The sequence below is a fragment of the Stenotrophomonas indicatrix genome, from assembly GCF_050573115.1.
Classification (GTDB): Bacteria; Pseudomonadota; Gammaproteobacteria; order Xanthomonadales; family Xanthomonadaceae; genus Stenotrophomonas; species Stenotrophomonas lactitubi_A.
The window spans coordinates 18864-45414 of the sequence record NZ_JBNYZT010000009.1; the positions used below are offsets into that span (position 1 = coordinate 18864).

19 protein-coding genes are annotated in these 26551 nt (G+C 66.0%); 13 read left to right on the plus strand and 6 right to left on the minus strand.

Annotation, left to right across the window (positions count from 1 at the left end):
- Positions 1-84: 84 nt before the first annotated feature.
- The 3 genes from ACQ5SA_RS18720 to ACQ5SA_RS18730 all read right to left on the minus strand — a co-directional run bounded on the left by ACQ5SA_RS18720 (position 85) and on the right by ACQ5SA_RS18730 (position 6375).
- Positions 85-2439, minus strand: coding sequence for a beta-N-acetylhexosaminidase (locus ACQ5SA_RS18720; protein WP_499315519.1), 2355 nt, complete (start codon positions 2437-2439; stop codon positions 85-87).
- A 112-nt stretch (positions 2440-2551) separates the two neighbouring features.
- Positions 2552-5215 (minus strand): TonB-dependent receptor, encoded by a 2664-nt coding sequence (locus tag ACQ5SA_RS18725; RefSeq protein WP_499315521.1) that lies wholly within the window; start codon positions 5213-5215, stop codon positions 2552-2554.
- Between the two features lie 143 nt (positions 5216-5358).
- Entirely contained in the window at positions 5359-6375 is a 1017-nt protein-coding gene (locus ACQ5SA_RS18730) for a glucokinase family protein (protein ID WP_363731599.1), read from the minus strand.
- A gap of 385 nt (positions 6376-6760) precedes the next feature.
- On the opposite strand from ACQ5SA_RS18730, the gene ACQ5SA_RS18735 reads away from it, so the two are divergent.
- From ACQ5SA_RS18735 to ACQ5SA_RS18760, 6 genes are all read left to right on the plus strand, one after another.
- Entirely contained in the window at positions 6761-8053 is a 1293-nt protein-coding gene (locus ACQ5SA_RS18735; RefSeq protein ID WP_499315522.1) for a sugar MFS transporter, read from the plus strand.
- A gap of 39 nt (positions 8054-8092) precedes the next feature.
- Positions 8093-9160: a LacI family DNA-binding transcriptional regulator gene (locus tag ACQ5SA_RS18740; protein ID WP_353099441.1), complete on the plus strand. Its 1068-nt coding sequence runs from the start codon at positions 8093-8095 to the stop codon at positions 9158-9160.
- A gap of 7 nt (positions 9161-9167) precedes the next feature.
- Positions 9168-10196 (plus strand): SIS domain-containing protein, encoded by a 1029-nt coding sequence (locus ACQ5SA_RS18745; protein WP_499315524.1) that lies wholly within the window; start codon positions 9168-9170, stop codon positions 10194-10196.
- The gene (nagA, locus tag ACQ5SA_RS18750) at positions 10196-11344 is read left to right on the plus strand and encodes an N-acetylglucosamine-6-phosphate deacetylase (RefSeq protein WP_499315526.1); all 1149 of its coding nucleotides are present in this window, start codon (positions 10196-10198) and stop codon (positions 11342-11344) included. Before ACQ5SA_RS18745 ends, nagA begins: the two co-directional genes overlap by 1 nt.
- A 2-nt stretch (positions 11345-11346) precedes the next feature.
- Positions 11347-12414 carry an acyltransferase family protein gene (locus tag ACQ5SA_RS18755; protein WP_499315528.1) on the plus strand — a complete coding sequence of 356 codons (1068 nt, stop codon included), beginning with the start codon at positions 11347-11349 and terminating at the stop codon, positions 12412-12414.
- 372 nt (positions 12415-12786) lie between these two features.
- Positions 12787-15828, plus strand: a complete 3042-nt coding sequence (locus ACQ5SA_RS18760) for an autotransporter family protein (RefSeq protein ID WP_499315529.1) — start codon at positions 12787-12789, stop codon at positions 15826-15828.
- Between the two features lie 243 nt (positions 15829-16071).
- Here ACQ5SA_RS18760 and ACQ5SA_RS18765 read toward each other — a convergent pair whose 3' ends face one another.
- On the minus strand, positions 16072-16494 hold the full coding sequence (locus ACQ5SA_RS18765) for a hypothetical protein (protein WP_499315530.1): 423 nt from the start codon (positions 16492-16494) through the stop codon (positions 16072-16074).
- A gap of 386 nt (positions 16495-16880) precedes the next feature.
- Between ACQ5SA_RS18765 and ACQ5SA_RS18770 the strand changes: the two genes are divergently transcribed.
- The 5 genes from ACQ5SA_RS18770 (at position 16881) to ACQ5SA_RS18790 (ending at position 19490) form a co-directional block, all read left to right on the plus strand.
- A complete protein-coding gene (locus tag ACQ5SA_RS18770; protein WP_312785994.1) occupies positions 16881-17921 on the plus strand; it encodes a S41 family peptidase in 1041 nt (346 codons plus the stop codon).
- 3 nt (positions 17922-17924) lie between these two features.
- Entirely contained in the window at positions 17925-18263 is a 339-nt protein-coding gene (locus ACQ5SA_RS18775) for a hypothetical protein (protein ID WP_499315532.1), read from the plus strand.
- 46 nt (positions 18264-18309) lie between these two features.
- Complete coding sequence (locus ACQ5SA_RS18780; protein ID WP_375069311.1) at positions 18310-18612, plus strand: type II toxin-antitoxin system HigB family toxin; 303 nt, start codon at positions 18310-18312, stop codon at positions 18610-18612.
- Positions 18609-18968 carry a helix-turn-helix domain-containing protein gene (locus ACQ5SA_RS18785; RefSeq protein WP_499315534.1) on the plus strand — a complete coding sequence of 120 codons (360 nt, stop codon included), beginning with the start codon at positions 18609-18611 and terminating at the stop codon, positions 18966-18968. Before ACQ5SA_RS18780 ends, ACQ5SA_RS18785 begins: the two co-directional genes overlap by 4 nt.
- A gap of 87 nt (positions 18969-19055) precedes the next feature.
- Entirely contained in the window at positions 19056-19490 is a 435-nt protein-coding gene (locus tag ACQ5SA_RS18790) for an SseB family protein (RefSeq protein WP_049467432.1), read from the plus strand.
- 57 nt (positions 19491-19547) lie between these two features.
- Here ACQ5SA_RS18790 and ACQ5SA_RS18795 read toward each other — a convergent pair whose 3' ends face one another.
- Both ACQ5SA_RS18795 and ACQ5SA_RS18800 read right to left on the minus strand, forming a co-directional pair.
- Positions 19548-20768 (minus strand): multifunctional CCA addition/repair protein, encoded by a 1221-nt coding sequence (locus tag ACQ5SA_RS18795; RefSeq protein WP_499315535.1) that lies wholly within the window; start codon positions 20766-20768, stop codon positions 19548-19550.
- A gap of 111 nt (positions 20769-20879) precedes the next feature.
- On the minus strand, positions 20880-22865 hold the full coding sequence (locus ACQ5SA_RS18800) for a transglycosylase SLT domain-containing protein (protein ID WP_499315537.1): 1986 nt from the start codon (positions 22863-22865) through the stop codon (positions 20880-20882).
- A gap of 151 nt (positions 22866-23016) precedes the next feature.
- Here ACQ5SA_RS18800 and ACQ5SA_RS18805 point away from each other — a divergent pair, with 151 nt between their 5' ends.
- Both ACQ5SA_RS18805 and ACQ5SA_RS18810 read left to right on the plus strand, forming a co-directional pair.
- The gene (locus tag ACQ5SA_RS18805) at positions 23017-23424 is read left to right on the plus strand and encodes an ExbD/TolR family protein (RefSeq protein WP_099820943.1); all 408 of its coding nucleotides are present in this window, start codon (positions 23017-23019) and stop codon (positions 23422-23424) included.
- 258 nt (positions 23425-23682) lie between these two features.
- A complete protein-coding gene (locus tag ACQ5SA_RS18810) occupies positions 23683-26547 on the plus strand; it encodes a TonB-dependent receptor plug domain-containing protein (RefSeq protein WP_499315538.1) in 2865 nt (954 codons plus the stop codon).
- Positions 26548-26551 lie beyond the last annotated feature (4 nt).

Below are 26551 nucleotides of genomic sequence, written 5' to 3' on the forward strand. Positions count from 1 at the left end.
AGGCGTGCCAACCAAGGTTGGCGTCTACCGGTAGATCCACGCCATGCGTGGATCCCGCCGTAAAGCGCCAACCAAGGTTGGCATCTACCGAAGCGTCACCTCATCCAGCACCCACATCGCCGGGCGCGTGTCGCCGGTGAAGTTGATGCACAGATCACCCGTACCCGAGGTGCCCTTCGGCAAATCCGCGCGCAGGGTCACGAAGCCGTCTGCATCGGTCTGCGCCGGCAGCGGCACCTGCGCCAGTACCTTGCCCGTGCAGTCACCGCGACGGATCAGCATTTCGCCGTGCGCGCTCCGGGCCTTCTCGAAGCGGCGCTTCGGCTCGTCGTGGGCCAACTGGAAGTAGTACGGAATGCGGCCCGCGCGCACTTCCACGCTGCCGATGCCATCGAGCTGGGCCTGCGGCCAACGCCAGCACGGCTGGAAGATGTCGACGGTGAACACCGCACGCGCACCTTCGCGCGGACCATCGTCTTCCAGGCGCAGTACCAGGCCCTTCTCGCCCACGCAGCTGCGCAGTTCCTCGCTGTGCCGCGACAGCAGCGACTGCGCGGTGTACGACGCCACCGTCGGCTTCGCGGCCAGCGGCTGGCCCTGGTAGAACGCAGCCGCCTGCACCGTCGCGGGCAGCGTGGACGTCAGTGGCTGCTGGTACAGCGGCGACTGCGCGGTCACCGGCTTTCCGTCACTGCTGTAGCGCACTTCATAGCCCAGCGGATTGGCCAGTGACACGGTCACCGTGTTCGCCGCGCGGTCATCGGTGTAGGCCACGCCTACTTCGAACGGCGTCTGCGCATACGCCAGGCCCCAGGCCCGATAGCGCTGCAGCTGCGAGGGCAGGCGGGCCAGGAAGTCGCGGAAATCGCGATGCTCCGGCGCGCTCCAGCCGGTCTCGGCCACGGCGGCCAGTCGCGGGAACAGGTTGTGCTGCAGACGTGCGTAGGTGCGCGTGTGCTCGGTGAACATGTTCGCCTGCAGGCCGAGGATGTGACCGCGCTTGTCGGCGGCCAGTTCGGCCGGCACCGGTTCGTAGTTGTAGAGCTTGGCCAGGTTCACCTGCGTCGGCCGGCCCGGCGGCTCGTTTGGCGAGGCGGTCTGCAGGTAATCCAGGTACAGATGGCTGACCGGCGACATCACCACATCGTGGCCCGCGCTGGCCGCGGCCAGCCCACCCTCGGTGCCGCGCCAGGACATCACCGTGGCCTGCGGCGGCAGGCCGCCTTCAAGGATTTCGTCCCAGCCGATCAGGCGGCGGTCGTGTTCTTCCAGGAAGGTTTCCAGGCGCTTGATGATGTGGCTCTGCATGGCCATCTCATCCTTGATACCGAGCGCGCGCATGCGCTGCTGCACCTGTTTTGACGCCTCCCACTGGTCCTTCACTGCCTCGTCGCCACCTACGTGCACGTACTTGGCCGGGAACAGGGCGATGACTTCTTCCAGCACGTTTTCCAGGAAGGTGACGGTGCCATCCTCGACGTTGAACAGGTTCGGGAACACGCCCCATTCGCTCAACGGCTTCAGTGGCGTGTCGATCGTGCCGAGTTCCGGATAGGCCGCGATGGCAGCGGTGGCGTGGCCGGGGACATCGATCTCCGGAATCACCTGGATATGCAGCGCGGCCGCGTACGCGATCACTTCGCGGATCTGGTCCTGCGTGTAGAAGCCGCAGTACGGATGTTCCTTGCCGCTGACCGGATCGATGCCGCCGTCACCGGCCGGCAGTCGGCAGCTGCCGACCTCGGTCAGCTTCGGGTAGCGCTTGATCTCCATGCGCCAGCCCTGGTCGTCGGTCAGGTGCCAATGGAAGGTGTTGAGCTTGTGCGCGGCCATCGCATCGAGCACGCGCTTGATCTCGTCCAGGCTCTGGAAGTGCCGCGCCGAGTCGAGCATGAAGCCGCGCCAGCTGAAACGCGGCGCATCCTGGATCTGCACGGCCGGCAGCACGCCGTTGCTGCCGCCGGTGGCGAGCTGGGCCAGCGTGGTGGCGCCGTAGAAGAGGCCGGACTCGTTGCCGGCCTGCACCACCACGCCCTGCGCGGTGCTTTCCAGCGTGTAGCCCTCGCCACTGTCGCGGAAGGTCGGCACGATCTGGAAGCGGATGCTGCCGCCCTTGGTGACGGCCTTGCCGTTGGCCACTGCCAGGCGCGGCCCACCACTGCGCGCCAGCAGATCGGCGAACTGTGCAGCGACGCGCTGTGCGGCTTCGCCATCGGCATGCAACACGGTGCCCGCGCCGACAGTGATGCCCGCGCCGTTGCCGCGCTGCACGTTGGCCGGTGCGGGAATCAACATCAGGCTGCCGGCGCGCAACTGCGGTCCGGGGCCGGTATCGAGTGCCGGGGCATCGGCGGCCAGTGCCGGCAGCACGGGCAGGGCGGCCAGCAGGCTGCCCAGCAACAGAAGGCTGCGCATCCTGGCGCGGGTGGGCTTCGTCATCGGAAGGACTCCTTGAATCGGGTGCGATGTTCGCTATACATGAAAAACGCCGGGCCCGGAATGACCCAGGCCCGGCGTGCGTGCACGACTCGGCGATGAAGCTGCCGTTGGATCAGTACTTGAAGCGGAAGTTCAGGTAGTACTGGCGACCGTTGCTGTAGAACGAGGTCGGAATGGCCGCGGTCTGGTAGTACTTGTAGGTCGGGTTGTTGAGGTTCAGGCCATCCAGGCTGATGCTCAGCCAGTCGGTGGCCTTGAAGCTCAGCGACGCCGACAGCGTGCCGAAGTCATCCTGGTAGTACGGGTTGGTGCCCGACAGGCTGATCAGGAACGAGGAGCGGTGGGTGTAGCTGACCCGCGCGCCGAAGCGCTCGTTCTCGAAGTAGGCACCCACGTTGTAGGTGTTCTTCGAGGTGCCCAGCAGGTTGTGCGAGCCGTCCGACCAGGTGTGCGCGGTGCTGCCGTTGGCGTAGGTGTAGTTGGCATTGACGCCGAAGTACTCGCCGATCGGCTGCTCATAAGCCACTTCCACACCCGTGACCTTGCCGTCGGCATTGATCGGGGTGGAGATCTGGTAGGTCTCAAGCTGGTTGGTCAGTTCGCTGTACAGCTGGCGCGAAACCACGTCGAAGGCGATGTAGTCCTTCAGGTCCATGTGGTACGCACCAATCGACAGCAGGCCGCGCGGCATGAAGTACCACTCCAGATTGGCATCCAGGTTGGTGGACAGGGTCGGCTTCAGGTTCGGATTGCCGCCGCCGCCGGTCCGGTTCAGATCCGAACCGTACGACGATGCACCCAGTGCCGAGTAATCGGGCAGGGTCTGGGTCTGCGAGGCCGCTACGCGCAGCACCAGCTTGTCGTCCAGGTCGAACTTGATATTCGCGCTGGGCAGCACGCGGTTGCGCTTGTTCTGGAAGGCCACGCGCTCCCACATGCCGAACAGGCTGCTGACGTCGGCATCGGCGGCATTGCTGACCGCGTTGTAGGTGTTGATGTCCTGCTTGATGTTGACGTAACGCAGGCCCACGTTGCCTGCCCACCAGTCACCACGGAAGTTGGCCTGCACGTAGCCGGCGAAGTTCTTTTCCTTCACCTGCCACTCGGCACCGTAGTTGTGGCGACCGGTCGGGCCGTCGTTGCCCGCCAGCCAGGTGGAGTTGTTGGTTACCGCGTCCTTCAACGCACCCGGAGTGAAGTACCAGATGTTGCGCGGGAAGGTGCCGCCGATATCACCAGCGAAGCCGTTCGGATAGTTGGAGGTGGCACCGTTCTTCAGCGCGCTCCAGATATCACCCGGCGTTGCACCTTCCGGCGACAGCGCTTCGCGCTTGTGGTCGGCAAAGCGCAGACCGAAGTCGATGGAGCTCAGCACGCCGCCGTCGTTGAAGTACTGGTTGAAGTCGAGCGTGGCCCACTTCTCCTTGTCTTCGGCGGTGACCTGCTGGTTGCCCCAGGTGCCGAAGCTGGTCACGCCGTTGGGCGAAAGGTCGCCGCCGACGTTCCAGTCGATCGGCGAGCCGGCGCCATGGGTAGCCCAGCTGGCGCCACCGCCGCTTCCCACGGTGACCTCGGCGATGTACTGGCGCGGAGTCTCACCGGTGCCCTTGGTGCTGCCGGCCTGGAACTTGGCGGTCAGGCTGTCGCTGATCTGCCAGTCGGCATCGAAGGTGACGTAGCTCGACTTGGCCTTCGACTCACGGTAGATCATGTCGTACACCGCGTAGTTGGTGCCCGGCACGCCCGCATAGGTGGCGTTGGTCAGCACGCCATCCTTGACCACATAACCCGGGTTCGGCGCCTGCACCTTGGCGAAGCTGTTGCCGAACATCATGAAATTGCGGTTGTAGTTGTTCGCCTTCAGCTCGGAGCTGAAACCGTTCAGGCCCAGGGTAAGGGTGTCGGTCGGCTTGAACTGCAGCGAGACCAGGCCACCCTTGCGCTCACGGGTCTGTTCGAACAGGGTTGAACCCAGCAGGCCGGGAACGTTGACGCCGATCAGGTCCGGATTGGTCTTGGCAACCGGATCACCGGCGCCGATCTTGAAGAAGCCGCCCGGAATTTCCTGTGCTTCACGGCGCAGTTCGCGCTTCTGGCTGAAGCCCTGCACCATCACGCCGAAGGTGTTTTCTTCGTTCTTGTAGTTGAACAATGCCGAGTACTGCGGGTCATTCGACTTGGCCTGGTCCGAACGCACCATGCCGATCGAGCCTTCAGCGGTGAACTGCTTGGAGAATTCCAGCGGCTTGCGGGTGATGATGTTGACGGTACCGGTGGTACCACCGTCCTGCAGCTTGGCCTGCGAGGACTTGTTCACTTCAACCGAGCTGACCAGTTCCGACGGCAGCAGCGAGTAGCTGACGCTGCGGCCGACGTTGTTGCCCTGGCTGAGCACGAACCAGTCGGCCGAACCGACGGTGTGGCCGTTGATCAGGGTCTGGGTGAGGCTGGGGCTGGTGCCGCGCAGGCTGACACGGTCGGCTTCGTCGAAGCCGCCTTCATCGGCGCTGGACGAGCTGATGTTGACGCCCGGCAGGCGCTGCAGGGTGTCGGCAACGTTGTGCGCCGGCAGCTTGCCCACGTCTTCGGCGGTGACCACTTCCACGCGCGCATTGGCGTCGCGCTTGGTGTCCAGCGACTTTTCCATCGAGCCGCGGATACCGGTAACGGTGACGGTGTCCAGATCGGTGGCGGTCTGGGCGGCCTGCTGCGCGTGCGCACTGAATGCGATGCAGCTGACGATGGCGGCCGAAAGCAAGGTCTTGCGGGTATTCATGATGTCTCTCCTCATCACTCGATTGGATGCCGGCGGCGATATGGGATTGCGGTTGCGATGACGTGCGCGGGGCGGCGGCGATGTCCCGGGCATTGGCGTGCCACGTACTGCGTGCTGCGATTGCGTTGAAGCCGTTTGCAGGTTCAGGCGTCGGCGTGGAGCAGGTACCAGCTGGCAGCGCCGATCACGCCCAGCTGTCCGTGTTCGACCACCTTCACCGGGATGCGTGCCAGCGCTTCGCCCATCGGCCCCTTCTGCAGGTAGCGCTCGACGAAGGTGCTGGTACGCAGGTACTCGCGGATCTGCGGCAGGATTCCACCGGCCAGGTAGACCCCGCCGTGGGCGCCATAGAACAGGGCCATGTCGCCGATGGTGCTGCCGAGCAGGCCGCAGAACACATCCAGCGCCTGTCGTGCCAGCGGATCGGTGTCTGCCATTGCTGCGGCGGTGACCGCATCGGGGCTGGCCAGCGCCGGCGCCTGGTCCTGCAGTGCGCAGATCGCGCGGTACAGGTTCATCAGGCCGGGGCCGGAGATCGCATGTTCGATCGACACATGCGCGCGGTCGCGCTGCATGTGGCGGACGATCGCCATTTCCAGTTCGGTGCTGGCGGCCAGGGTCGGCTGCCCGGCTTCGGTAGCCAGTACCACCGGGCCGTTGGCCGTGGGAATCCACAACGCTGCACCCAGACCGGTGCCGGGGCCGACCACCAGGGTCGGGCCACGCGGTGCACTGTCCGGGCCGCACAGGTGCAGCACACCACTGGCATCGACCTGCGCGGCCGCATAGGCCACGGCTTCGAAGTCGTTGACGATGTGCACCCGCTGCAGGCCGACGTCGGCCTCGATCTGCCGGGCCGACAACGGCCATGGCACGTTGGCGGTGATCACCGTGCCGTCTTCGCGGGCATAGCCAGCGGTGGCGACCACGCAGTGCGACGGGCGCGGGCCTTCGGCCAGGAAGTCGGCGAGGATCGCGCTGAGCCCGGCATGGTCGGCGTTGCGGTACTTGCGGTAATCGAGCACCTGCACCGGATGGGCATCGTCGCCGCTGGCCTGGACCCGGGCAACACGCACATGGGTGCCGCCGACGTCGGCGGCCAGGAACGAGGGCGCGACGCGGGACAGGACATGGGCCGGGGCGGGATGGCTGGCGGTCACGCGGGCTCCTGCAGCAGGTGGGGCCGGCCCCGGGAAGGGCAACGATGAAGCCGGCGATTGGGGCGGAGTCTGTAACCGCGTTGACAACGATGTCAACGAGTTCGTGACACTTTCGTTGCTGCGCCGCAGCGAATGCAGATCGCCGTAAACGTTTACATGGCGTGAGTACGGCATCCATGGCAGAACCGTTGCAGCAAGGGGCTTCAAGGGCGAAGCGCATTCAGCGGATGGCCGTGCAGCGGGCTTGCGCAGTGCAGCATCAGGTGTGATGGGCCGTGCATGGAAGTTGACAAACGGTCGTCGTCCACCGAAAGAATGTGACAACGTTGTTCCCAGCCACTCTCCGACGCCGTGTTCTGCGGCCGTCGCCGCAGGAGCCTTCCTGATGTCAGCCGTCCCCGCTGCAAGCGCACGCCCGAACGTGGCCTCGTCCATCGCCATCGTCGGCGTGCTGTTTTTCCTGATCGGCTTCTTCACCTGGCTCAACGGCCCGTTGATCACCTTCGTCAAACTCGCCTTCGAGCTCAGCGAGGTCGGCGCCTTCCTGGTGCTGATGGTGTTCTACCTGTCCTACTTCTTCCTGGCCCTGCCGGCGTCGTGGATCCTGCGCCGCACCGGTATGAAGAAGGGCCTCAGCCTGAGCCTGCTGGTGATGGCCGGCGGCGCGGCGTTGTTCGGTGAATTCGCCACCCAGCGCTGGTATCCCGGCGCGCTCGGCGGCCTGTTCGTGATCGGTAGTGGACTTGCCTTGCTGCAGACCGCGATCAACCCGTACATCTCCATCCTCGGCCCGATCGAAACCGCCGCACGGCGCATCGCGCTGATGGGCATCTGCAACAAGGTTGCAGGCATCCTGGCGCCGATATTGATCGGCACTCTGGTGCTGCATGGCATCGGTGACCTCGACGCTCAGGTGCAGGCCGCCGATGCGGCCACCAAGACCACGCTGCTCAACCAGTTCGCGGCCAAGATCCACGCGCCATACCTGGCCATGGCCGGCTTGCTGGTGGTGCTGGCGGTCGCGGTATTGTTCTCGCCGCTGCCTGAAATCAAGGCCTCCGAGGCCAATGCCACCCCGGCCGGCGCTCCGGGCAAGGCCGAGCGCAGCAGCATCTTCCAGTTCCCGCACCTGTGGCTGGGCGTGTTGTGCCTGTTCGTCTACGTCGGCGTGGAAGTGATGGCCGGTGATGCCATCGGTACCTACGGTCATGGCTTCGACCTGCCGCTGGACCAGACCAAGATGTTCACCGCGGTTACCCTGTTTGCCATGCTCATCGGCTACGTGGTCGGCCTGGCGTTGATCCCGCGAGTGATCTCGCAGTCGCGCTACCTGACCATCTCTGCGGTACTGGGCGTGGTGTTCTGCCTGGGCGCCTTCTTCACCCACGGCTATGTGTCGGTCGCCTTCGTGGCGCTGCTGGGCTTTGCCAACGCGATGATGTGGCCGGCGATCTTCCCGCTGGCGATCCGTGGCCTGGGCCGCTTCACCGAAACCGGTTCGGCGCTGCTGGTGATGGGCATCGCCGGCGGCGCGATCATTCCGCAGCTGTTCGCCGTGCTCAAGCAGCACATCGACTTCCAGCTGGTGTTCCTGCTGCTGATGGTGCCGTGCTACCTGTACATCCTGTTCTACTCGGTGGTCGGCCATCGCGTCGGCCTGCCGCAGGACAAGGGCTGATCGGCGATGATGGACGGCAGCCAACCCCAGGAAAAGCCGATGCGCAGAGCGACCATCAAGGACGTTGCCGAAAAGGCCAAGGTCTCGCTGAAGACGGTGTCGCGGGTGATCAACAACGAGCCCTCGGTGATGCAGGCCACCCGTGCGCGGGTGCTGCGTGCCATCGCCGAGCTCGACTACGAACCCGATCCCTCCGCGCGCAACCTGCGCAGCGGCACCACCTTCGTGATCGGGCTGGTGTACGACAACCCGAACCCGTACCACATCATCGGCGTGCAGAACGGCGTGCTCGCCGCCTGCCGCGAAACCGGCTTCGGCCTGCAGATCCATCCGTGCGATTCCAGTTCGCCGCTGCTGGCCGATGAACTGGCCGACTGGGTGCAGCGTTCGCGCCTGGCGGGGCTGGTGCTGACCGCACCGATGTCCGAGCGTCGCGACCTGATCCAGGCACTCACCTCGCGCGGCATCAAGCTGGTGCGGATCATCGCGGCCACCGAAGATCCGGCCGATGGCGCTTGCGTGTTCGTCGACGACCGCGAAGCCGCCTACGAAATCACCGAGCACCTGATCCAGCTGGGCCACCAGCGCATCGGTTTCCTCTGGGGTGGCACCTCGCACCGATCGTCGGGCGAGCGCTACGCCGGTTACGAGGCCGCGCTGAAAGACTACGGCATGACCGTGGACAAGCATCTGGTGGTGCAGGGCGACTACACCTTCGACGACGGCTTCCGCGGTGCGCGGCGCCTGCTGGCACTGCGCGAACCGCCCACCGCCATCTTCGGTTCCAACGATGAAATCGCCGCCGGCGTACTGGCCGCAGCGAAGTCGGCCGGCATGAACGTGCCCTACGACCTGTCCATCGCCGGCTTCGAGGACAGCCCGTTCTCGCGCCAGTCGTGGCCGCCGCTGACCACCGCCAAGCAGGCCACCGAAGACATCGCCCGCCATGCCGCGCGCCTGCTGATCGCGCAGCTGCGCAGTGATGCCTACGACGATGCGCCGGCGCCGCTGCATAACCAGGGCTTCGTGCCACAGCTGGTGGTGCGCGGCTCGACCGCACCGATGCGGCCTGCCGCCGCCCGTCCCCTTCCTTCCGATCCTTCCTGAGCCTGCCATGTCGCTGTCCGACCCCACCGCTACCCTGATGTTCGCCGAGGCCGCCGAAGCGGCTGACGTCGTTGCCCGTCAGTTCGCCCGCAACCATGCCGTGATGGAAACGCTGGCAGCCAGCCTGCGCGCCGCACCGCCGCCGTTCGTGGTGACCTGCGCACGGGGCAGCTCCGACCATGCCGCGACCTACGGCAAATACCTGCTGGAAACCCAGCTGGGGCTGGTCGTTGCCTCGGCCTCGCCGTCGGTGGGTTCGGTCTACGCCGCACCGTTGCAGCTGCGCGGTGCGTTGTTCATCGTCATCTCGCAGTCCGGCAAGAGCCCGGACCTGCTGCGTAATGCAGAAGCTGCCAAGGTCGCTGGCGCGCGCGTGGTGGCGCTGGTCAACGTCGAGGATTCGCCGCTGGCACAGCTTGCCGACACGGTCATCCCGCTGCATGCCGGCGTGGAGAAAAGCGTGGCGGCGACCAAGAGCTACCTCGCCTCGTTGTCCGCGCTTCTGCAGCTGGCCGCGTACTGGAAGCAGGACAGCGCGTTGCGCAATGCCCTGGACCTGCTGCCCGATGCGATGCGCGAGGCCTGGCAGTGCGACTGGAGCGCAGTGACCGATGGCCTGGTGGAGGCCAACAACCTGTTCGTGCTCGGCCGTGGCCTGGGCCTCGGCGCGGCGCAGGAGGCCGCGCTGAAGTTCAAGGAAACCTGCAGCCTGCACGCCGAGGCGTACAGCTCGGCCGAGGTCAAGCATGGGCCGATGGCGCTGGTCGATCGCGGCTTCCCGGTGCTGGCCTTCGCCCAGCCTGATGAAACCGGTGCCGGCACCCGCGCCGTGGCCGAAGAATTCACCGCACGTGGCGCCCAGGTGTGGCTGGCCGGTGCCGGCGGCAACCTGCCGGTCGCTGCTGCCCCGCATCCGTTGTGCGCGCCGCTGCTGACCGTGCAGAGCTTCTACCGCGCGATCAATGCGCTGGCGCTGCGCCGCGGCTTCAACCCGGATCTGCCGCCGCATCTGAACAAGGTGACGGAGACGGTGTGATGGCAACCGTGCTGCGCAATGCCCGCATTCTTGCCGGCGATGAGTTCCGCGACGATCTTGCGGTGGTGATCGAAGACGGCCACATCAGCGCGCTGCTGCCCGACGCTGCGCCGCAGCTGGGCAAGGCCGACGAGCAGGTGGACCTGGGGGGCGGCTGGCTGCTGCCCGGCTTCATCGATGTACAGGTCAATGGCGGTGGTGGCGCGCTGTTCAACAACACGCCCGACGTGGCGTCGCTGCGCACGATTGCGCGTGCGCATCGCCGCTTCGGCACCACCGCGATGCTGCCGACCCTGATCAGCGATGACCTTGGGGTGATGCGCGAGGCGATCGGTGCGATGCGAGAGGCCATTGCACAGGGCGTGCCGGGCGTGATCGGCATCCACCTGGAAGGGCCGTACATCGCACCGGCGCGCAAGGGTACGCACGATGCCAGCAAGTTCCGCGTGCCGGATGAGGAAGAGATCGAACTGGCGTCGTCGCTGGACAACGGCGTGACCCTGCTGACCCTGGCGCCGGAGCGCGTGCCGCTGGAGACCATCCGCGCGCTGGTCGAACGCGGTGTGATCGTCGCCGCCGGTCACACCGCCGGTACCTATGAAGAGATCCGTGCCGGCCTCGATGCCGGCGTGCGTGGCTTCACCCATCTGTACAACGCGATGTCGCCGCTGCAGGGCCGCGAGCCCGGTGCGGTCGGCGCGGCGCTGGAAGATCGCGACAGCTGGATCGGCATCATCGTCGATGGTGTGCACGTGCATCCGGCCAGCCTGCGCGTGGCGCTGGCGGCCAAGCCGCGCGGCCGCCTGCTGCTGGTGACCGATGCGATGCCGCCGGTTGGTGCCGACGATCCCAGCTACGTGCTGTATGGCGAAACCATCACCGCCATCGACGGCGTCGTGCGCAACGCAGCCGGCTCGCTGGCCGGCTCGGCGCTGGACATGGCCACTGCCGTGCGCAACACCGTGCAGCTGCTGCGCCAACCGCTGGCCGAAGCCGCGCGCATGGCCTCGACCTATCCAGCGCAGCTCCTCAATGTCGATGATCGCCTGGGTCATATCGCCGAGGGCTACCAGGCCGACCTGGTGCTGCTGGACGATGCATTGCAGGTGCGCGGTACGTGGATCGCCGGCCAGTACGAGGCGGCTTGACGATGAGCAGCACGCCGCCACGCCGGTTGGGCTCGATCGACGCCCTGCGCGGCATGACCGTGGCGGCGATGCTTCTGGTCAACAACCCCGGTGACTGGAGTGCGGTGTTCGCACCGCTGCGCCATTCCGAATGGCACGGCTGCACACCGACCGACCTGGTGTTCCCGTTCTTCCTGTTCCTTGTTGGCGTGTCGATGGCCTTCAGCGTCGCACCGCGCGCGCTGGATCCGGCCGCACGGCCCGCACTTGCACGTGGCGTGCTGGAACGCGCACTGCGCATCGCCATTGCCGGCGTGCTGCTGCACCTGCTGGTGTGGTGGGCACTGCACACGCATCACTTCCGCATATGGGGTGTGCTGCAGCGCATCGCGCTGTGCGCGGCAGTGGTGGGCGTGCTGGCGGTGTATGCGCGTCCGCGCATGCAGGTGGCCGTGCTGGTGGCGCTGCTGGTGGGCTACACCGCGCTGCTGCTGGGCATCGGAGATCTTGCGCCCTGGACCAACCCGGCCAGCCGTCTGGACACCACCTTGTTCGCGCCATGGATCTACCAATGGCAGGCCGATACCGGTCTGGGCCATGACCCGGAAGGATTGCTGAGCAGTCTGGGCGCGTTGGCCAGCACCGTGCTGGGCCTGTTGGCCGGTGGCCTGCTGCGCAGTGGCCGGGCCGGTGCACTGGCCGCATTGGGTGCGATCACCGCCGTGCTCGGCCTGCTGCTGGCGACCGTGCTGCCGCTCAACAAGCAGCTGTGGACGCCCAGCTACGTGCTGTGGACCGGTGGCCTGGCCGCGCTGGCATTGTGGCTGGGCCACCTGCTGATCGACCGCAAGGGATGGCCGGCACTGGGCCGGCGCTTCGGCGTCAATGCCATCACCGCCTATCTGGGAGCTTCGTTGATGTCGGTGATCCTGCTGGCGACCGGTGCCTGGGGCTGGGTCTGGCAGCAACTGGCTGCGGCGATGCCGCAGGCGCTGGAGCTGGCCTCGATGCTGCAGGCGTTGGTGTTCGTTGCGCTGTGGTGGGGCGTAGCCTGGTGGCTGGACCGACGTCGCATTTATCTGAAGATCTGAGCGCGGCAGAGATGGTGGAGAACGGCCCATCCACGCATGGCGTGGATCTACTGTGCTGGTGGGTTGCGGGGTCATCCACGCATGGCGTGGATCTACTGTGCTGGTGGGTTGCGGGGTCATCCACGCATGGCGTGGATCTACTGGGCCAGGATTGCAGTAGATCCACGCCATGCGTGGATGCTCTTGGCAGGCTGACGAAGGTGAACTGGTTCATCGACATGCGGACCGCGTGAGCGCTTCCCGGTTTCATATCGAAAACGTGACCGCTTGCCTGCAATTTCACCTATCGAAACCATTCATGGCAGGGCAGACTGCATCAGCAGTGTCGTACAGAGCATCCGCAGTTCCTGATCCCCGACCCAGGAGTGCCGTATGTCACATGTCGTCCCGCCCGGGTTCCGCCGGCGCCGTTTGACCATTTCCCTGCTGCAGATCCTGGCGGCGCCCACGCTGCTCGCGCTGTCTGCTCCCACCGCTTGGGCAGGTTGCGATGCCTCCGCCCCCATTGCCGGGCAGACCGTCACCTGCAGTGCGGCCGCGCCCAATCCCGAGACTGCAGCAATCAGTGCAACTGGCGCGGCAGGCATCACCGTGAACGTTGGCAATGGCGCTCAGCTGCAGCAGGCTGGTGCGGGCAACGCCATTTCCCTGCTCGGCGCTGGCAGCCACGTGCTCACCAATCTCGGGGCCATCAGCTCGGCGAGCGGTACCGCGGTGCAGCTCGGCGGCGGCAGCCGCGTCGACAACACCGGCAGCATCAGTTCCGGCAGCAGTACGGCGCTGCAGTTCAGCGGCCCCGGCGACAGCGTGCTGGTCAACCGCGGGGCCATCAGTGGCAGTACCGGCGTGCAGTTCGGCGCCGGCAACGATCGTCTGCAGATGCTGGCCGGCAGCATCACCGGCGGCGTCCAGCAGGGGGATGGCAACGACGTGCTGCTGCTCACCGACGGCACCCTCGACAGCCTCGACCAAGGCAGCGGCGATGACCAGCTGACCGTCAACGCAGGCACCATCACCGGGCTGGTGACGCAGGGCAGTGGCCGCGACGATTTCGTCATGACCGGCGGCACCATCGGTGCCCTGCAGCAGGGCGACAACATCGATACCTTCCGCATGAGCGGTGGCCGCATCGTCGGCGCGTTCGAAGATGGCGACCAGGCGTGGATGACTGGTGGCCGCATCGGCCGGGTCAACATGAAGCTGGACAAGAACCTGTGGGACATGTCCGGTGGCACCGTTGATGGCAACGTGGTGACCGGTTTCGACACCGATACCATCATCATCTCCGGCACCGCTTATATCGGCGGCAACATCAGCGTCAGCGGCGGCGCTGACAGCGTGACCATCACCGATGGCACCGTGCGTGGCCAGGTGCTGTTGAGCACCGGCAACGACACCTTCAACTGGAACGGCGGCGGCATCGTGTACGGCGCCATCGACGCAGGCCCCGATGACGACGTGGCCACGCTGAGCAACCTCAACCAAGGCAACATCGGCGCGGTACCGCTGTTTGACGGTGGCAGCGGCAATGATCGTCTCAGCTTCAGCAACGTCAAAGGCAGCGGCGTCGCGCGCTTCCAGAACTGGGAAGCGATCAGCCTGGCCAGCAGCACCGAGCTCACCTTCGATGGCGATCTGGTGCTCGGTGACAGTGTCAGCGGTACCGGTTCACTCACCCTGGATGACACCAGCACGATCTATGCAGGCAGCGGTGCGCATGCAGTGCGTCCCTTCAGCGGCAGCGCGTTGGTCAATGTGGTCAACGCCGGGCGCATCGATCTCACCGGCTCCTCGCCGGGCGATGTATTCACCGTGCGTGGCAACTACCGTGGCGATGGCGGCGGGCTGTACCTGCGTACCGTGCTGGCGGCGGACAACGCTACCAGCGACCGACTGGTGATCGATGGCGGCACGGCCACCGGCAGCACCGGCATCGGCATCCTCAACGCGGGCGGCAGCGGAGCAGCCACGCTGGTCGACGGCATCCTGGTGGTGCAGGCGCTGAACGGTGCCACCACCGCACCCAGTGCCTTCTCGTTGTTCGCGCCGGTCTCGGCCGGTGCCTACGAGTACTTCCTGTTCAAGGGCGGCGTCAGTGCCGGTACCGGTGAAAACTGGTACCTGCGCTCGACAGTTGCGGTCGGGCCGGGCCCCGCGCCGAACGGTGGTGGCGAAGTGGTTCCACCGCCACCGCCGACACCGCCCGTCGCACCGCCGCCTCCGATTCCCCCGGCGCCCCCACCGCCACCGGAGGGCGCAGTCGATCCGGACCTGACCGCCGGTGAGACCGCGCCACCACCGCCGCCGCCGGAACCGCCGCCCGTGGCCCCGCCCAGCGATCCCCCGGTGCCGGACGTGCCGCTGGCCGGGGGTAGCCTGCCTGGTACCGGTGCGCCGCCGCCAAGTGCGGGGGCGAGACCCGCCGCACCGGACGCGAACGGCCTGGTACCGCTGTATCGCCTTGAGACCGCCGCCTACGCCGTGGTGCCCCCGCTGCTGCGCGAGACCTCGCTGGCCAGCCTGGGTACCTTCCACGAGCGCCAGGGCGAACAGCGCCTGCTGTACAACCAAGGTGCGTTCCGCACCGCATGGGGGCGGCTGGTGGGGCAGAGCAGCGAGATCCACTGGAAGGGCGATGCACGGCCCGGCTTCGACGGCGACGTGATGGGGGTGCAGGCGGGCCTGGACGTATGGGCTGCCGCCGCCGAGAACCACCGCAACCAGATCGGCGTGTTCGTCGGCCGCACCCGCGCCGATGGCAGGATCACCGGCCTGGCCGTGGGCTGGGACAACGTGCTGGTCGGCCAGAGCCGGTTGGACGACAAGCACGTGGGGCTGTACTGGACGTTGACCGACAGCAGCGGCGGCTACATCGACGCGGTGGCGATGCAGAGCCGCTACGACGGCCGCACGCGTTCGTCGCGCGGGCTGGGCATCGACCTGAAGGGTGATGGCACCACGCTGTCGCTGGAAGCGGGCAAGCCACTGCTGCAGTTCGGACAGTCATCGTGGTGGCTGGAACCGCAGCTGCAGGTGATCTGGCAACGCAGTTCGCTGGATGACCAACGCGATCTGGTGTCCACCATTTCCTTCGACAACGACAACGCCTGGACCGGCCGCGTCGGCCTGCGCCTGGCGGGCGACTATCAACTGGCCGACAACGGCTGGCAGCCGTATTTCAAGTTGAATTACTGGCACGGGCGTTCGGGCGAGGACCGCATCCTGTTCGACAACGACGCGATCATCAATTCGCAGCGCTCGCGCGCACTGGAAGCCGGTGTCGGCGTGGTCGGGCGCTTCAACCGCACGATCAGCGCATATGCTGTGGCCGATTACACCCGCGAGGTGGGTGGCAGCGACAACGGCAAGCGCCGCATCATCGAAGGCAACATCGGCCTGCGCGCGGATTGGTAGCGCCCGCCGCTTTGGCTGCTTTGGTGGGTGCCGACCTTGGTCGGCACAAATCCAACCGAGGTCATGACCCGCTCTGGTGGGTGTCGACCTTGGTCGACACGAATCCAACCGGCACCATGACCCGCCCTGGTAGGTGTTGACCTTGGTCGACACGAATCCAGCCGGCGCCATGACCCGCTCTGGTAGGTGTCGACCTTGGTCGACACGCCTTGGCAGCAGTCAATCAATTCCCACACACCTGCATCACAACGGCGATCGACCCAGCAACGTACCTGCGTGATCGGCCAGCAGCTGCACCGCATACAGCAACCCTTCCTCTGTCAGCGGCGGGCATTGCGCCTCCGCGTCGTCCAGTTCACGCGCGGCCTGCGTCGCCAGCAACACGCCACCCAATGCCGACAACGCCAGCAGGCAGCGCGTGGTGCAGGCCAGATCGCGCGCCCGTGCCGGGGTGATGCGCAGCTCCGTCCACGGCTCGCCGTCGGCGGCGTGGCAGCGCGTGATGTCGCGCAACCGCTTGAAAAAGGCGGGCGTGGGAGCGGCTTCATCCGCTTCGGTCAGCGCGTCTTCCAGAGCCTCGGCAGTAGCGTTGGGCAGCTGCAGGTCGGGCAGGGCATCACCCAGCAGTGTGTGCAGGCGGGGATAGGTGGGGTAGAGCGTAGTCATGGCAGCAACCTCACAGGGCAAGGCCACCTGCGGGATGCAAGGTGGCGGGCGGTGCGGGTTGGCGTGCCGGTCAAAATCCAAGCGAAAAAGCCGACGGATCGCGAGGATCCCCACGCACCGCCCGCCATGGGCGAGCAGGTGCATTGTCGTGATTGCCGCTGAATCGGCAATCTGATCGCTTGAATGTTTGATTCGGGACGCCAATCCCGGCCAGCGCAGGTGGCGCTGGCACAGCGACCTTCGCGCTTTTGCGGTCGCGCTGACATGGGCAAAGTTGCAAATCGATACGACGCGCCCTGCCAAGCCAAACACGACAGGGTGCGCGATGGAACACACCGCTCCGGCACCGTTATGCTTCGCCTTCATCCAACGACAGGGAGATGTCGATGCGAAACAGCAAGGGACTGCCGGCACGAGCCGCCTTGATCGCCACGCTGCTGGCAGCGACCGCTGCCACTGCGGCCGACACCATCGAGATCCCCTCACCCGCCGCGCAGGCACAGCTGCTGGACATGCTCGAACGCGAGGCGCTGTACCGAAGCAGGGTCGACTGGCCAGTCACGCGCACGCGGTTGAAGGACGCGCAGGGCGATCCGGCCAAGGTCCGGACCGTCCTGGCCGAGGCCATCGGTCGCAGTTCAGGCGGTCACGGCAGCTGGATGACCCCGCAACGACAGCAGCAACGCGTGGAGCGTTTCGCCCGCGAAAACGCCACCGCTGCTGCCCGCAGCGAAAGCGACGCCACTCGCGCACGTGACCCGCGTATCGGCCAGGTGCTGATCGAGGGCTATGCGGCAGACCCCGGTGCGCCGCCGCAGCAGCTGCAGCAACAGAACATCCAGCGTGCGGTGAGTTGGCAGAACATCATCCGTGAAAAGGACAGCACGCCTCGCTGTGGCTGGATCGTCGACCTGCGCGACAACACCGGCGGCAACATGTGGCCGATGCTGCTGGGCGTTGCGCCGCTGCTGCGCACCTCGGCAATGGGCGTCGAGGACGTGGGATCATTCGAGACCGCCGACGGTCCGGTACGGTGGCAGACCACCGGCAGTGGTGTGCGCATGGGGGAGGCGACGCGTCTGGATTTCGGCCAGCCCGGCTATCTACCCAGCCTTGTTGGCGCTCCGGTGGCAGTGTTGACCGGCCCGCGCACCGCCAGTTCCGGCGAGGCGACCGTTCTGGCGTTCCGCGGCCGCGCGCAGACCCGCAGTTTCGGCCAGCCCACGGCGGGTGTATCGACTGCCAACGTGGTGCGCCGACTGGTGGACGGCAGCGCGTTGGTGCTGACCACCAGCGTCATGCGCGATCGCAACGGAAATGGCGACGGGCGGAAGATCGTGCCGGACCAGGCCACCGCTGGCGATGACGCCACGGTGGCGGCGGCCGAAGCCTGGTTGCTGGCCCAGCCCGCCTGTAAAGAGGGCTGAGCCATGCTGCTGATCGGCCAACACGAACGGGTGCTGATTGTCGGCCCCACCGAATCGCACCACTGCCTGCGCTGCCAGACCGAAACCGAATTTGCCCCCCAACTGCGCTACAAGATGGCGCGCATCGACCTGCTGTTCGGCTTCGTCTACCAGCGTCGTTACGAGCTGGCCTGCACCGGCTGCGAACACGGCTGGGTGCTGGATACCGAAAGCATGGATCAGCAGCTGGGCGGGGTGCCGATCCCGTGGCGACACCGCTTCGGCCTGCCGGTGATGCTGGTGGTGGTGGCCGGGCTGGCAGTGGCGGGGTGGATGTGGCGGATGGGGCACGGAGGCATCTGATGGGTCATGATTTGCATATGTCCCATATTGGGACTAGGATGCGGCCGTGAGAGTCTTCGCGCTGTCTACGCTCAGGCGCTACTGGGAGAGGTTTCCAGAGTGCGAGCAGCCGCTGAAGGCTTGGCACGACGAAGCGAGGCGCGCCACTTGGGCGAGTCCGCATGACATCCGCAGTTGCTATGCGAGTGCGAGTTTCATCGGTAGCAGTCGCGTGGTTTTCAACATCAAAGGCAACAGCCACAGGTTGATTGTCGACGTTACTTATCAGCGTCAGATGATCTACATCAAGTTCATCGGCACCCATGCCGAATACGACCGGATTGACGTAGCGACCGTGGAGGAAAAATGAACATTCGTCCCATTCGCACAGAAGATGACTACCAGAACGCGTTGCGCGAACTGGAGGCCTGTTTCGAGAACGAACCCGCCCTGGACAGTGAAGAAGGCGACCGCTTCGAGATTCTCGCCACCTTGGTGGAGGCTTACGAAGCGAAGCATTACCCGATAGAACTGCCGGACCCCATCGAGGCAATCCGCTTCCGCATGGAGCAGGGCGGTCTGACCGTCAAGGACCTGGTGCCCTCCATTGGTCAGCTCAACCGCGTGTATGAGGTATTGAATCGCAAGCGTGGATTGACCTTGGAGATGATCCGCAACCTGCACCGCAACCTGGGCATTCCGGCGGAAAGCCTGATCGGCCGCTGAGGCCCATCCCGATGCGGGATGGGGTGTGCGTAGCCTCGTGCAGGGCCTGCTAAAGTTGCAGCCAGCAATCACGTACCGGAACCGACCATGGACCACGAAACGCCGTTCGAACCCGCCAACGACCTGGAAGTGCGCCTGCTGCAGGCCCAGGACGGAACCCTCACGGCCTCGCAGTTCCTCGACGGCCTGCTGACCGCTCCGGTGTTCGTGCTGCTGGACAAGGCCATCGGTGAAGACGGTGCCTGGGACGAGAGCATTTCGCCGCTGGTGCTGACCAGCGAAGGCGGGGAGCCGATGTTCGCGGTGTTCACTGCGCCCGAGCGCGCGGAAATCTGGCACGAGCAGCTGCCGCAGTTCGCCCATGCCATGCCCATCGCGGTGCATGCGCTGCTGTCGGGCATCGGCGAGGGCGTCGGCCTGGTGCTGAACCCGGGCCTGGACGTGGGCATGGAGATGATCCCCGACGCGGTGGCGCAGCTGAAGGAACGTGCTGCGGCGATCACGCGTGGCATGGCGCACTGACAGAGCTGTGGTTGCCGGCCAGCGGCCGGCACTACCTGTAAAAGCGCCCGACAAGAATCAGCGGGCGGCGGCGATGGCTTTCACCCGGGCTTTGGCCAACGCTTCGCCAATGGCTGGACCCTTCAAATGGGTGGTGTCCAGATCACGCGCCTGCACTGACAGCGCTGCCCGGTGCAGGCGCTTGAGCGTTTCGCCCTGCGGGTAGTCGCTGTCCTCGAAACCGAGTCGGCCGCGCTTGTCGGCCTCGCAGCACAGCGCGATGCGGGCCACCCGTTCCGGCCGGCGCAGGGCATCGCAGCGGCCCAGGACCTCCAGCACGGTGGCATCGCGCAGCTCGTCGATGCGATGCACGTTCAGATGCTCGCGGCATACCGCCTCGGCCAACTGCTGGTGCTCGGTGGGAATCCTCAGGCGCGCGCATAGTGCTTTCAGCGGTGTGATGCCGCGCTGCTCATGCATGATGTGGCGCGGCCATTCCTCGGGCGGGGTCAGGCCTTTGCCGAGGTCGTGGGTCAGTGCGGCGAAACCGACCAGGTCATCACCGGGCGCGAGTTTCGCGGCCATGTCGCTGACCATTTCCAGGTGGATGCCGGTATCGACTTCCGGATGGAATTCCGCGCGCTGCGGCACGCCGTACAACGCTTCCAGCTCCGGCAATATCGGGCCGAGCGCGTGCGCGTCGTGCAGGGTGCGCAGGAACGCGGACGGGCGTTCGCACACCAGTGCCTTGCGCAGTTCCTGCCACACACGTTCCGGCACCAGCGCGTCGAGCTCGCCACTGGCGGCAATCTCGCGCATCAGCTCCATGGTTTCCGGCGCGACGGTGAAGCCGAGCGAGGCGAAGCGGGCCATGAAGCGCGCCGCACGCAGCACGCGCAGCGGGTCTTCAACGAAGGCGGGACCGACATGGCGCAGCACGCGCTGCTCGATGTCACGTGCGCCGCCATAGGGATCGACCAGCGCGCCGGTGTCTTCATCGCAGGCGATGGCATTGATGGTGAAGTCGCGGCGCAGCAGGTCTTCTTCCAGCGTCACCGCCGGATCGGCATCGACCACGAAGCCGCGGTAGCCACGGCCGGATTTGCGTTCGGTGCGCGCCAGCGCGTATTCCTCGCCGGTCTTCGGGTGCAGGAACACGGGGAAATCGCGGCCCACGGCGGTAAAGCCCTGCGCCTCCATCTGCGCGGGCGTGGCGCCGACGACGACCCAGTCACGGTCGCCGGCAGGGCGCTGCAGCAGGCGGTCGCGCACGGCGCCGCCGACAAGATAGATCTTCATGCGGGGGATGATCGCATGCTGTGCATGGATGTACCGGTAGTGCTGGCCGCTGGCCGGCACCCACCGGATGTCTGCAGATGCCGGCCAGCGGCCGGCACTACCGGCTGTCGATCAATCCCCGCCCTGGTCGGCGTCGGCGGCGCAGGTGAAGCTCTTGCGCTTGTCCACCAGGCGGCCCATCAGGCGGTCGCTCAGCGGCAATGCGTCGCCATTGAGTCGCCAGTCGTAGATCACGCTGAAGGCCAGCACGCGGGCCACGTACTCGCGCGTTTCCTTGTAGCTGATGGTCTCGATCCACAGGTCCGGATCGAAACCCGGGCGCTGGGTCTGCCAGCGTGCGGTCGGCGTCGGGCCCGCGTTGTAGGCGGCGATGGTCACGTAGGGCAGGCCCTCGTACTTGTTCATCAACTGCCGCAGGTACGCGGTACCGATGGCGATGTTGGTGTCCGGGTCGTACAGGCTGTCAGCGCCGCCGTAGCCGGTCAGGCCGATGGACTTGGCCACACCGGCGCCGGTGGCCGGCAGCACCTGCATCAGGCCCATGGCGTTGGCAGGCGAACGCGCGCGTGGGCTGAACACGCTTTCCGCACGGATTTCAGCGGCCACCCAGGCCGGGTCCAGTGCATTGCGTGCCGACTCGCGACGGATCGTAGCGTCGTGGTGCAGCGGGAAGCGCAGGTCGTACAGGCGCTGCTCCTGCTTCTGCTTGCCGAGCGAGAACACCGCGCGGTCGAACCAGCCGTTGTCCTGCGCCACGCGTACCGCGAGGCGACGCTGGGTGTCATCGAAGCGCGACAGTGCGTTGTTCCATTCGGCCACCGCCCAACCGGCGCGGTCGATCTGGTACAGCGCCATCGCGCGCTGGATGGCCGGATCGCGCGCCACTACGGCCTGCGACTGCGCGCTGTCGTTGGGCTTCCACGGGCACAGGGTGTAGGCCTGCTGCACCTTGTCCGCCGCCAGGAAACCATGGAAGGTCGGCGCACGTGCGGCTTCGCGGAACAGCGGCTGTGCCTGCTGTGCCTGGCCGGTCTTTTCCAGCATGCGGCCTTCGAAATAGCGCCAGCGCGAATCGCTGCGCTGGGTCGGGCCCATCTTGCGGATCGCTGCCAGCGTCGCCGGCCAATCGCCGCGCGACATCGCTTCGCGTGCGCGCCATTCGTGCAGGCGTTCGTCGTAGGCCGCATCGGGTACGGCATTCAAACGGCGGGCCGAATCGGGCAGGTAGGACGCCACCGTCCACAGGGCGATCTGGTAACGCACCTGGCCCTGCTGTTCGGCGCTCAGGCCCAGCGCCTGCGCGTACTGCGGCAGCTGCTGTTCGGTGGCGTCCGGGTCAGCCTTGGCCAGCTTGGCCAGGCCGTCGGTGGCGATGCGCCGGCTGCGCTCGTTGCGCGGCCAGTTCAGGGCACTGGCATTGGGCTTGTCGACGAAGGCGGCGTAGGTGTTGGCCAAGGCCAGATCACTGGCCGGCAGGCCGCGCGCAGCCGAACGCATCACCGCCGGCTGCTGTGCATCGGCAGCGGCATCGATGCGTTCCCAGCGCAGCGCGTCGCTCATGCCACCCTGCGCCTGCAGCACGGCGAACACGGCGTCGCAGGCATCGGGCAACGACTTGCCGTTCTTGCGCCACAGATCCTGGGCTTCACCGATCCACTGCGGGTCCAGCTTGCCGGTGGCCTGGCGCGCTGTCAGCTGCGCACAGCGCAGGCCGAGGTTGTCGGTGGGAGCCCAGTTGGCCAGCAGCGTCGGCCAGTCCTGGCGGCGCGCTACAGAGGGCAGCCAGGCGCTGCGGAAGCTGTTGGCCACGGCCTGGCCCTGGTAGCGCTTGAGGAAGGCCTGTGCCTGCGCCGTATCGACGGTGTCGATGTTGCGCCGCAGGTTGGCGAACTCCAGCCAGCCATACGCGGGATGGCGGCTGAGCGCGGCGGCCTGGCCGGGATCGAACTGGCCACGTTCGGCGGCGGCGATGGCGGCCTTCAGCTGGGCGTTCTGGGCATCGAGGGACTGGGCACTCGCGCAGCCGATCAGCAGCGTGGTGGCCAGCGGGAGCAGGGACAGGGCGGTCGAAGATCGTCGGGTCATGGCGACCAGCATAGCGGGCAGTGGCTGAATTCAGTTTCGCATTGTGTACACGGCCGAAGACGGCAACGACAGCTGAATGATGATGGGATCCGCACTGCCGCGAGGGCGGTTGTCCGGCGTAGGTTTGGGCTGGGGCGACCGGCCCTGCTGCAGGGAGCGGCACATGGCATTCAGTAGCGCAGGAAGAAGCGGCCCGCTGGCGGACATCAACGTCACGCCACTGGTGGATGTAATGCTGGTGTTGTTGATCATCTTCATCGTGACCGCGCCGATGTTGTCGCGGCCGATCAACGTGCAGTTGCCGCAGGCCACTGATCGCGTGGTGGATCGCCCCGAACCGCCGCCGCCGATCGAACTGCGCCTGGATGCGTCCAGCCAGTTGAGCTGGGACGGGCAGCCGATGGCCATCGGCGATCTGCAGTCGCGCCTGCAGGCGCAGGCCAGTGAGCATGCCGGCAACCTGCCGGAGCTGCGCATCAGCACCGATCCGTCGGCCGAGTACGACGGCATGGCCAAGATCCTGGCCGCCGCCGAGGCCACCGGCATGGAACGCATCGCGTTCGTGCAGTGAGCGAGTCACCGGTGCGGCCTTCCTGAGGGAGGGCCGCATTTGGGTAACAGGCGCTCAGAAGGGTGCCGATGTAGATCACCGCCTTCGGTGAATACGTAGCTAATTGACGTTATCTGCTTTCAGAATCGTCAAATTCGCGTGAAAGAGTGTCGGGCATCACGCCGCGATTTTTACCGCTTGTTTACAAAGGAGACGCTGCCGCCATGCAGGGGGGAGCGCGGCAGTCCATGTCCCGACATTCCTTTGGAGAGAGAGCGAATGAATTACCTGCACCACCGCCCCTTGGCGGTCGCCGTCGCGCTGTGCGTGACCGCCTTGGCACCGATGGGTGCTGCTGCCCAATCGGCCACCACCAATCTGGACGCGATCGAAGTCACCGGCACCCGCATCAAGCGTGCTGAAGTGGAGGGCCAGGTGCCTGTCCAGACGCTCAATCGCGCCGACATCGAACGCACTGGTCTTACTTCGATCGGTGAAGTGCTGCAACAGCTCACCGGCTCGGGCTCGGCGCTCAATGCCAAGTTCAATTCGTCGGGCAACTTCGGTTTCCCGCCTGACGGCAGTGGCGTCGGCGCGGGTTCGGCGCAGGTGGACCTGCGCCATCTGGGTGCCAAGCGTGTACTGGTGCTGGTCGATGGCATCCGCTGGGTCAACGAATCCTCGGCCTCGGGCGTGGGCTCGGCCACCGACCTCAACACCATTCCGCTGGCCATCGTTGAACGCATCGAAGTGCTGGAGGACGGCGCGTCGTCGCTGTATGGCTCCGATGCCATCGCCGGTGTGGTCAACATCATCACCCGCCGCGATTTCGATGGCGGCCAGGTGACGTTGAACTATGGCCAGTACGGCAAGGGCGATGGCACGCAGAAGGGCGTGGACCTGGCCTGGGGCAAGAGCGGCGACCGTTACAGCCTGTTCCTGGGGGCAAGCTGGACCAAGCAGGACCCGGTGTATGCGAAGGACCGCGAGCAGTCGCGCTTCCCGATTCCCGGCACCGGCCTGGCCTTCGGCAGCGGCGGCATTCCGCAAGGGCGCTTTGCCTTCGTCGATCCCAACACCGGTGCCGAACAGGACATCGTGCCCAACACCGGCGTGGGCAGCCCGCGTTACGACGGCAGCGCCGGCTGCAACCGCACCGACGACTACCACTGCTTCACCAGCGCCGACCGCTTCAACTTCGCCGAATACAACATGGTGCTGACGCCGTCGGAGCGTAAGGGTCTGTTCGGCCAGTTCCGTTTCGACATCACCGACAACGTGCAGTGGTACGTCAAGGCACTGGGCAACCGCCGCGAGTCGACCAACCAGGCCGGCCCGGAGCCGCTGTTCTTCGGCCCCGATGGCGCCACCGGCAACCCGCTGGCCGACAACATCGTGGTCTCGGCCCTGAACCCGTACAACCCGTTCGGCTTCGACCTGGTGTCGTCGGGCAACATGAGCCTGATCGGTCGCCGCCCGGTGGAAGGCGGCGCGCGCGTGTTTGAACAGAAGGTGGACACCACGTACTTCGCCACCGGCCTGGTCGGCAACTTCCAGGCGGCCGACCGCAGCTGGTACTGGGACGTCAACGGCATGTACAGCAAGAACAAGGCCGAGCAGACCAACTACGGCAGCTACAACATCTACAACGTCAACATGGCGCTGGGTGATCCGGCCGTGTGCGCGGCCACGCCGGGCTGCGTGCCGCTGAACATTTTCGGTGGCGCAGGCTCGATCACCCCGGACATGCTGCGCTGGATCCAGCCGGTGGTGCGCGACCGCAGCCAGAACGAACTGAGCCTGTTCACCGCCAACCTGTCCAGCGATCTGTTCACCCTGCCGGCCGGCCCGGTGTCCTTCGCCACCGGCCTCGAACACCGCAAGTACAAAGGTTCGTACCAGCCTGACCCGCTGACGGTGATCGGCCACTACAACGGCGTACCGTCGCAGCCGACGTCCGGCTCCTACGACGTCAACGAAGCGTACCTGGAGCTGAGCGTGCCGATCTTCGCCGACTCGGCACTGGGCAAGAAGCTGGACCTGAGCCTGGCTGGCCGCTACTCGGATTACTCGACCTTCGGTGGCGAGTTCACGCCCAAGTACGGCCTGCGTTGGCAGGTGACCGATGACTTCGTCCTGCGCACCACCTATGCCGAAGGCTTCCGCGCACCGTCGATCGGTGAGCTGTACGGTTCGGCTGCGCGCGCCGACCTGCAGTTGTTCGATCCCTGCTCGATTGGTCTGGGCGGCACGCCGCCCCGTGGCAGCGCGGCCAACTGTGCCTCGCTGGGCGTGCCGGCGGGCTTCCAGCAGGCCAACTCGCAGATCTCGGTGACTACCGGCGGCAACCGTGAGCTGGAGCCGGAGCGCTCGCGCAGCTTCAGTGCCGGCTTCGTGTGGAGCCCCTGGTTCGGCAACGATGCATCGTGGTCGGAGCGCTTCGACGTGGAAGTGACCTTCTACCGCCACAACATCGATGGCGCGATCCAGGCGATCAACGCGCAGACCCAGCTGGACCTGTGCGTGGACACGCTGGACCCGATCTACTGCGATGGCATCACCCGTGCCAGCACTGGTGCGGTCAGCAGCTTCAACAACCGCCTGACCAACCTGGGTTCGATCAAGACCGACGGTTGGGATGTGGATCTGTTCTGGACGTTGCCGCAGAGTTCGATCGGCCAGTTCAAGCTGGGCTGGAAGAACACCTTCGTCGGTCGCTATGAGGCCACCGGTGCGGCCGGCCAGCGGCAGCCGCAGAAGCCGGGCGTTGAAGTGGCTGACAGTTCGATTCCGGAATGGACCAGCAACGCCAGCATCGGTTGGACGTTGGACAACTGGAGTGCCAACTGGACGGTACGCCACATTTCCGAACTGACCGAAGACTGCGGTGACGCCGTGGCGTTCCCGGTGTGCAGCAACCAGGCTGCTGGCACCAACACGCTGTCGGCGACCACCTTCCATGATGCGCAGGTGGGCTACAAGATCGACTGGATGAAGGGGCTGCAGCTGACGGCCGGCTTGAACAACGTGTTCGACAAGGATCCGCCGATCTGCCTGTCGTGCTCGTTGAACGGCTATGACGCCTCGACCTACGACATCCCGCGTGGCCGTTACTGGTACCTGCGCGCGGACCTGCGGTTCTGATGTG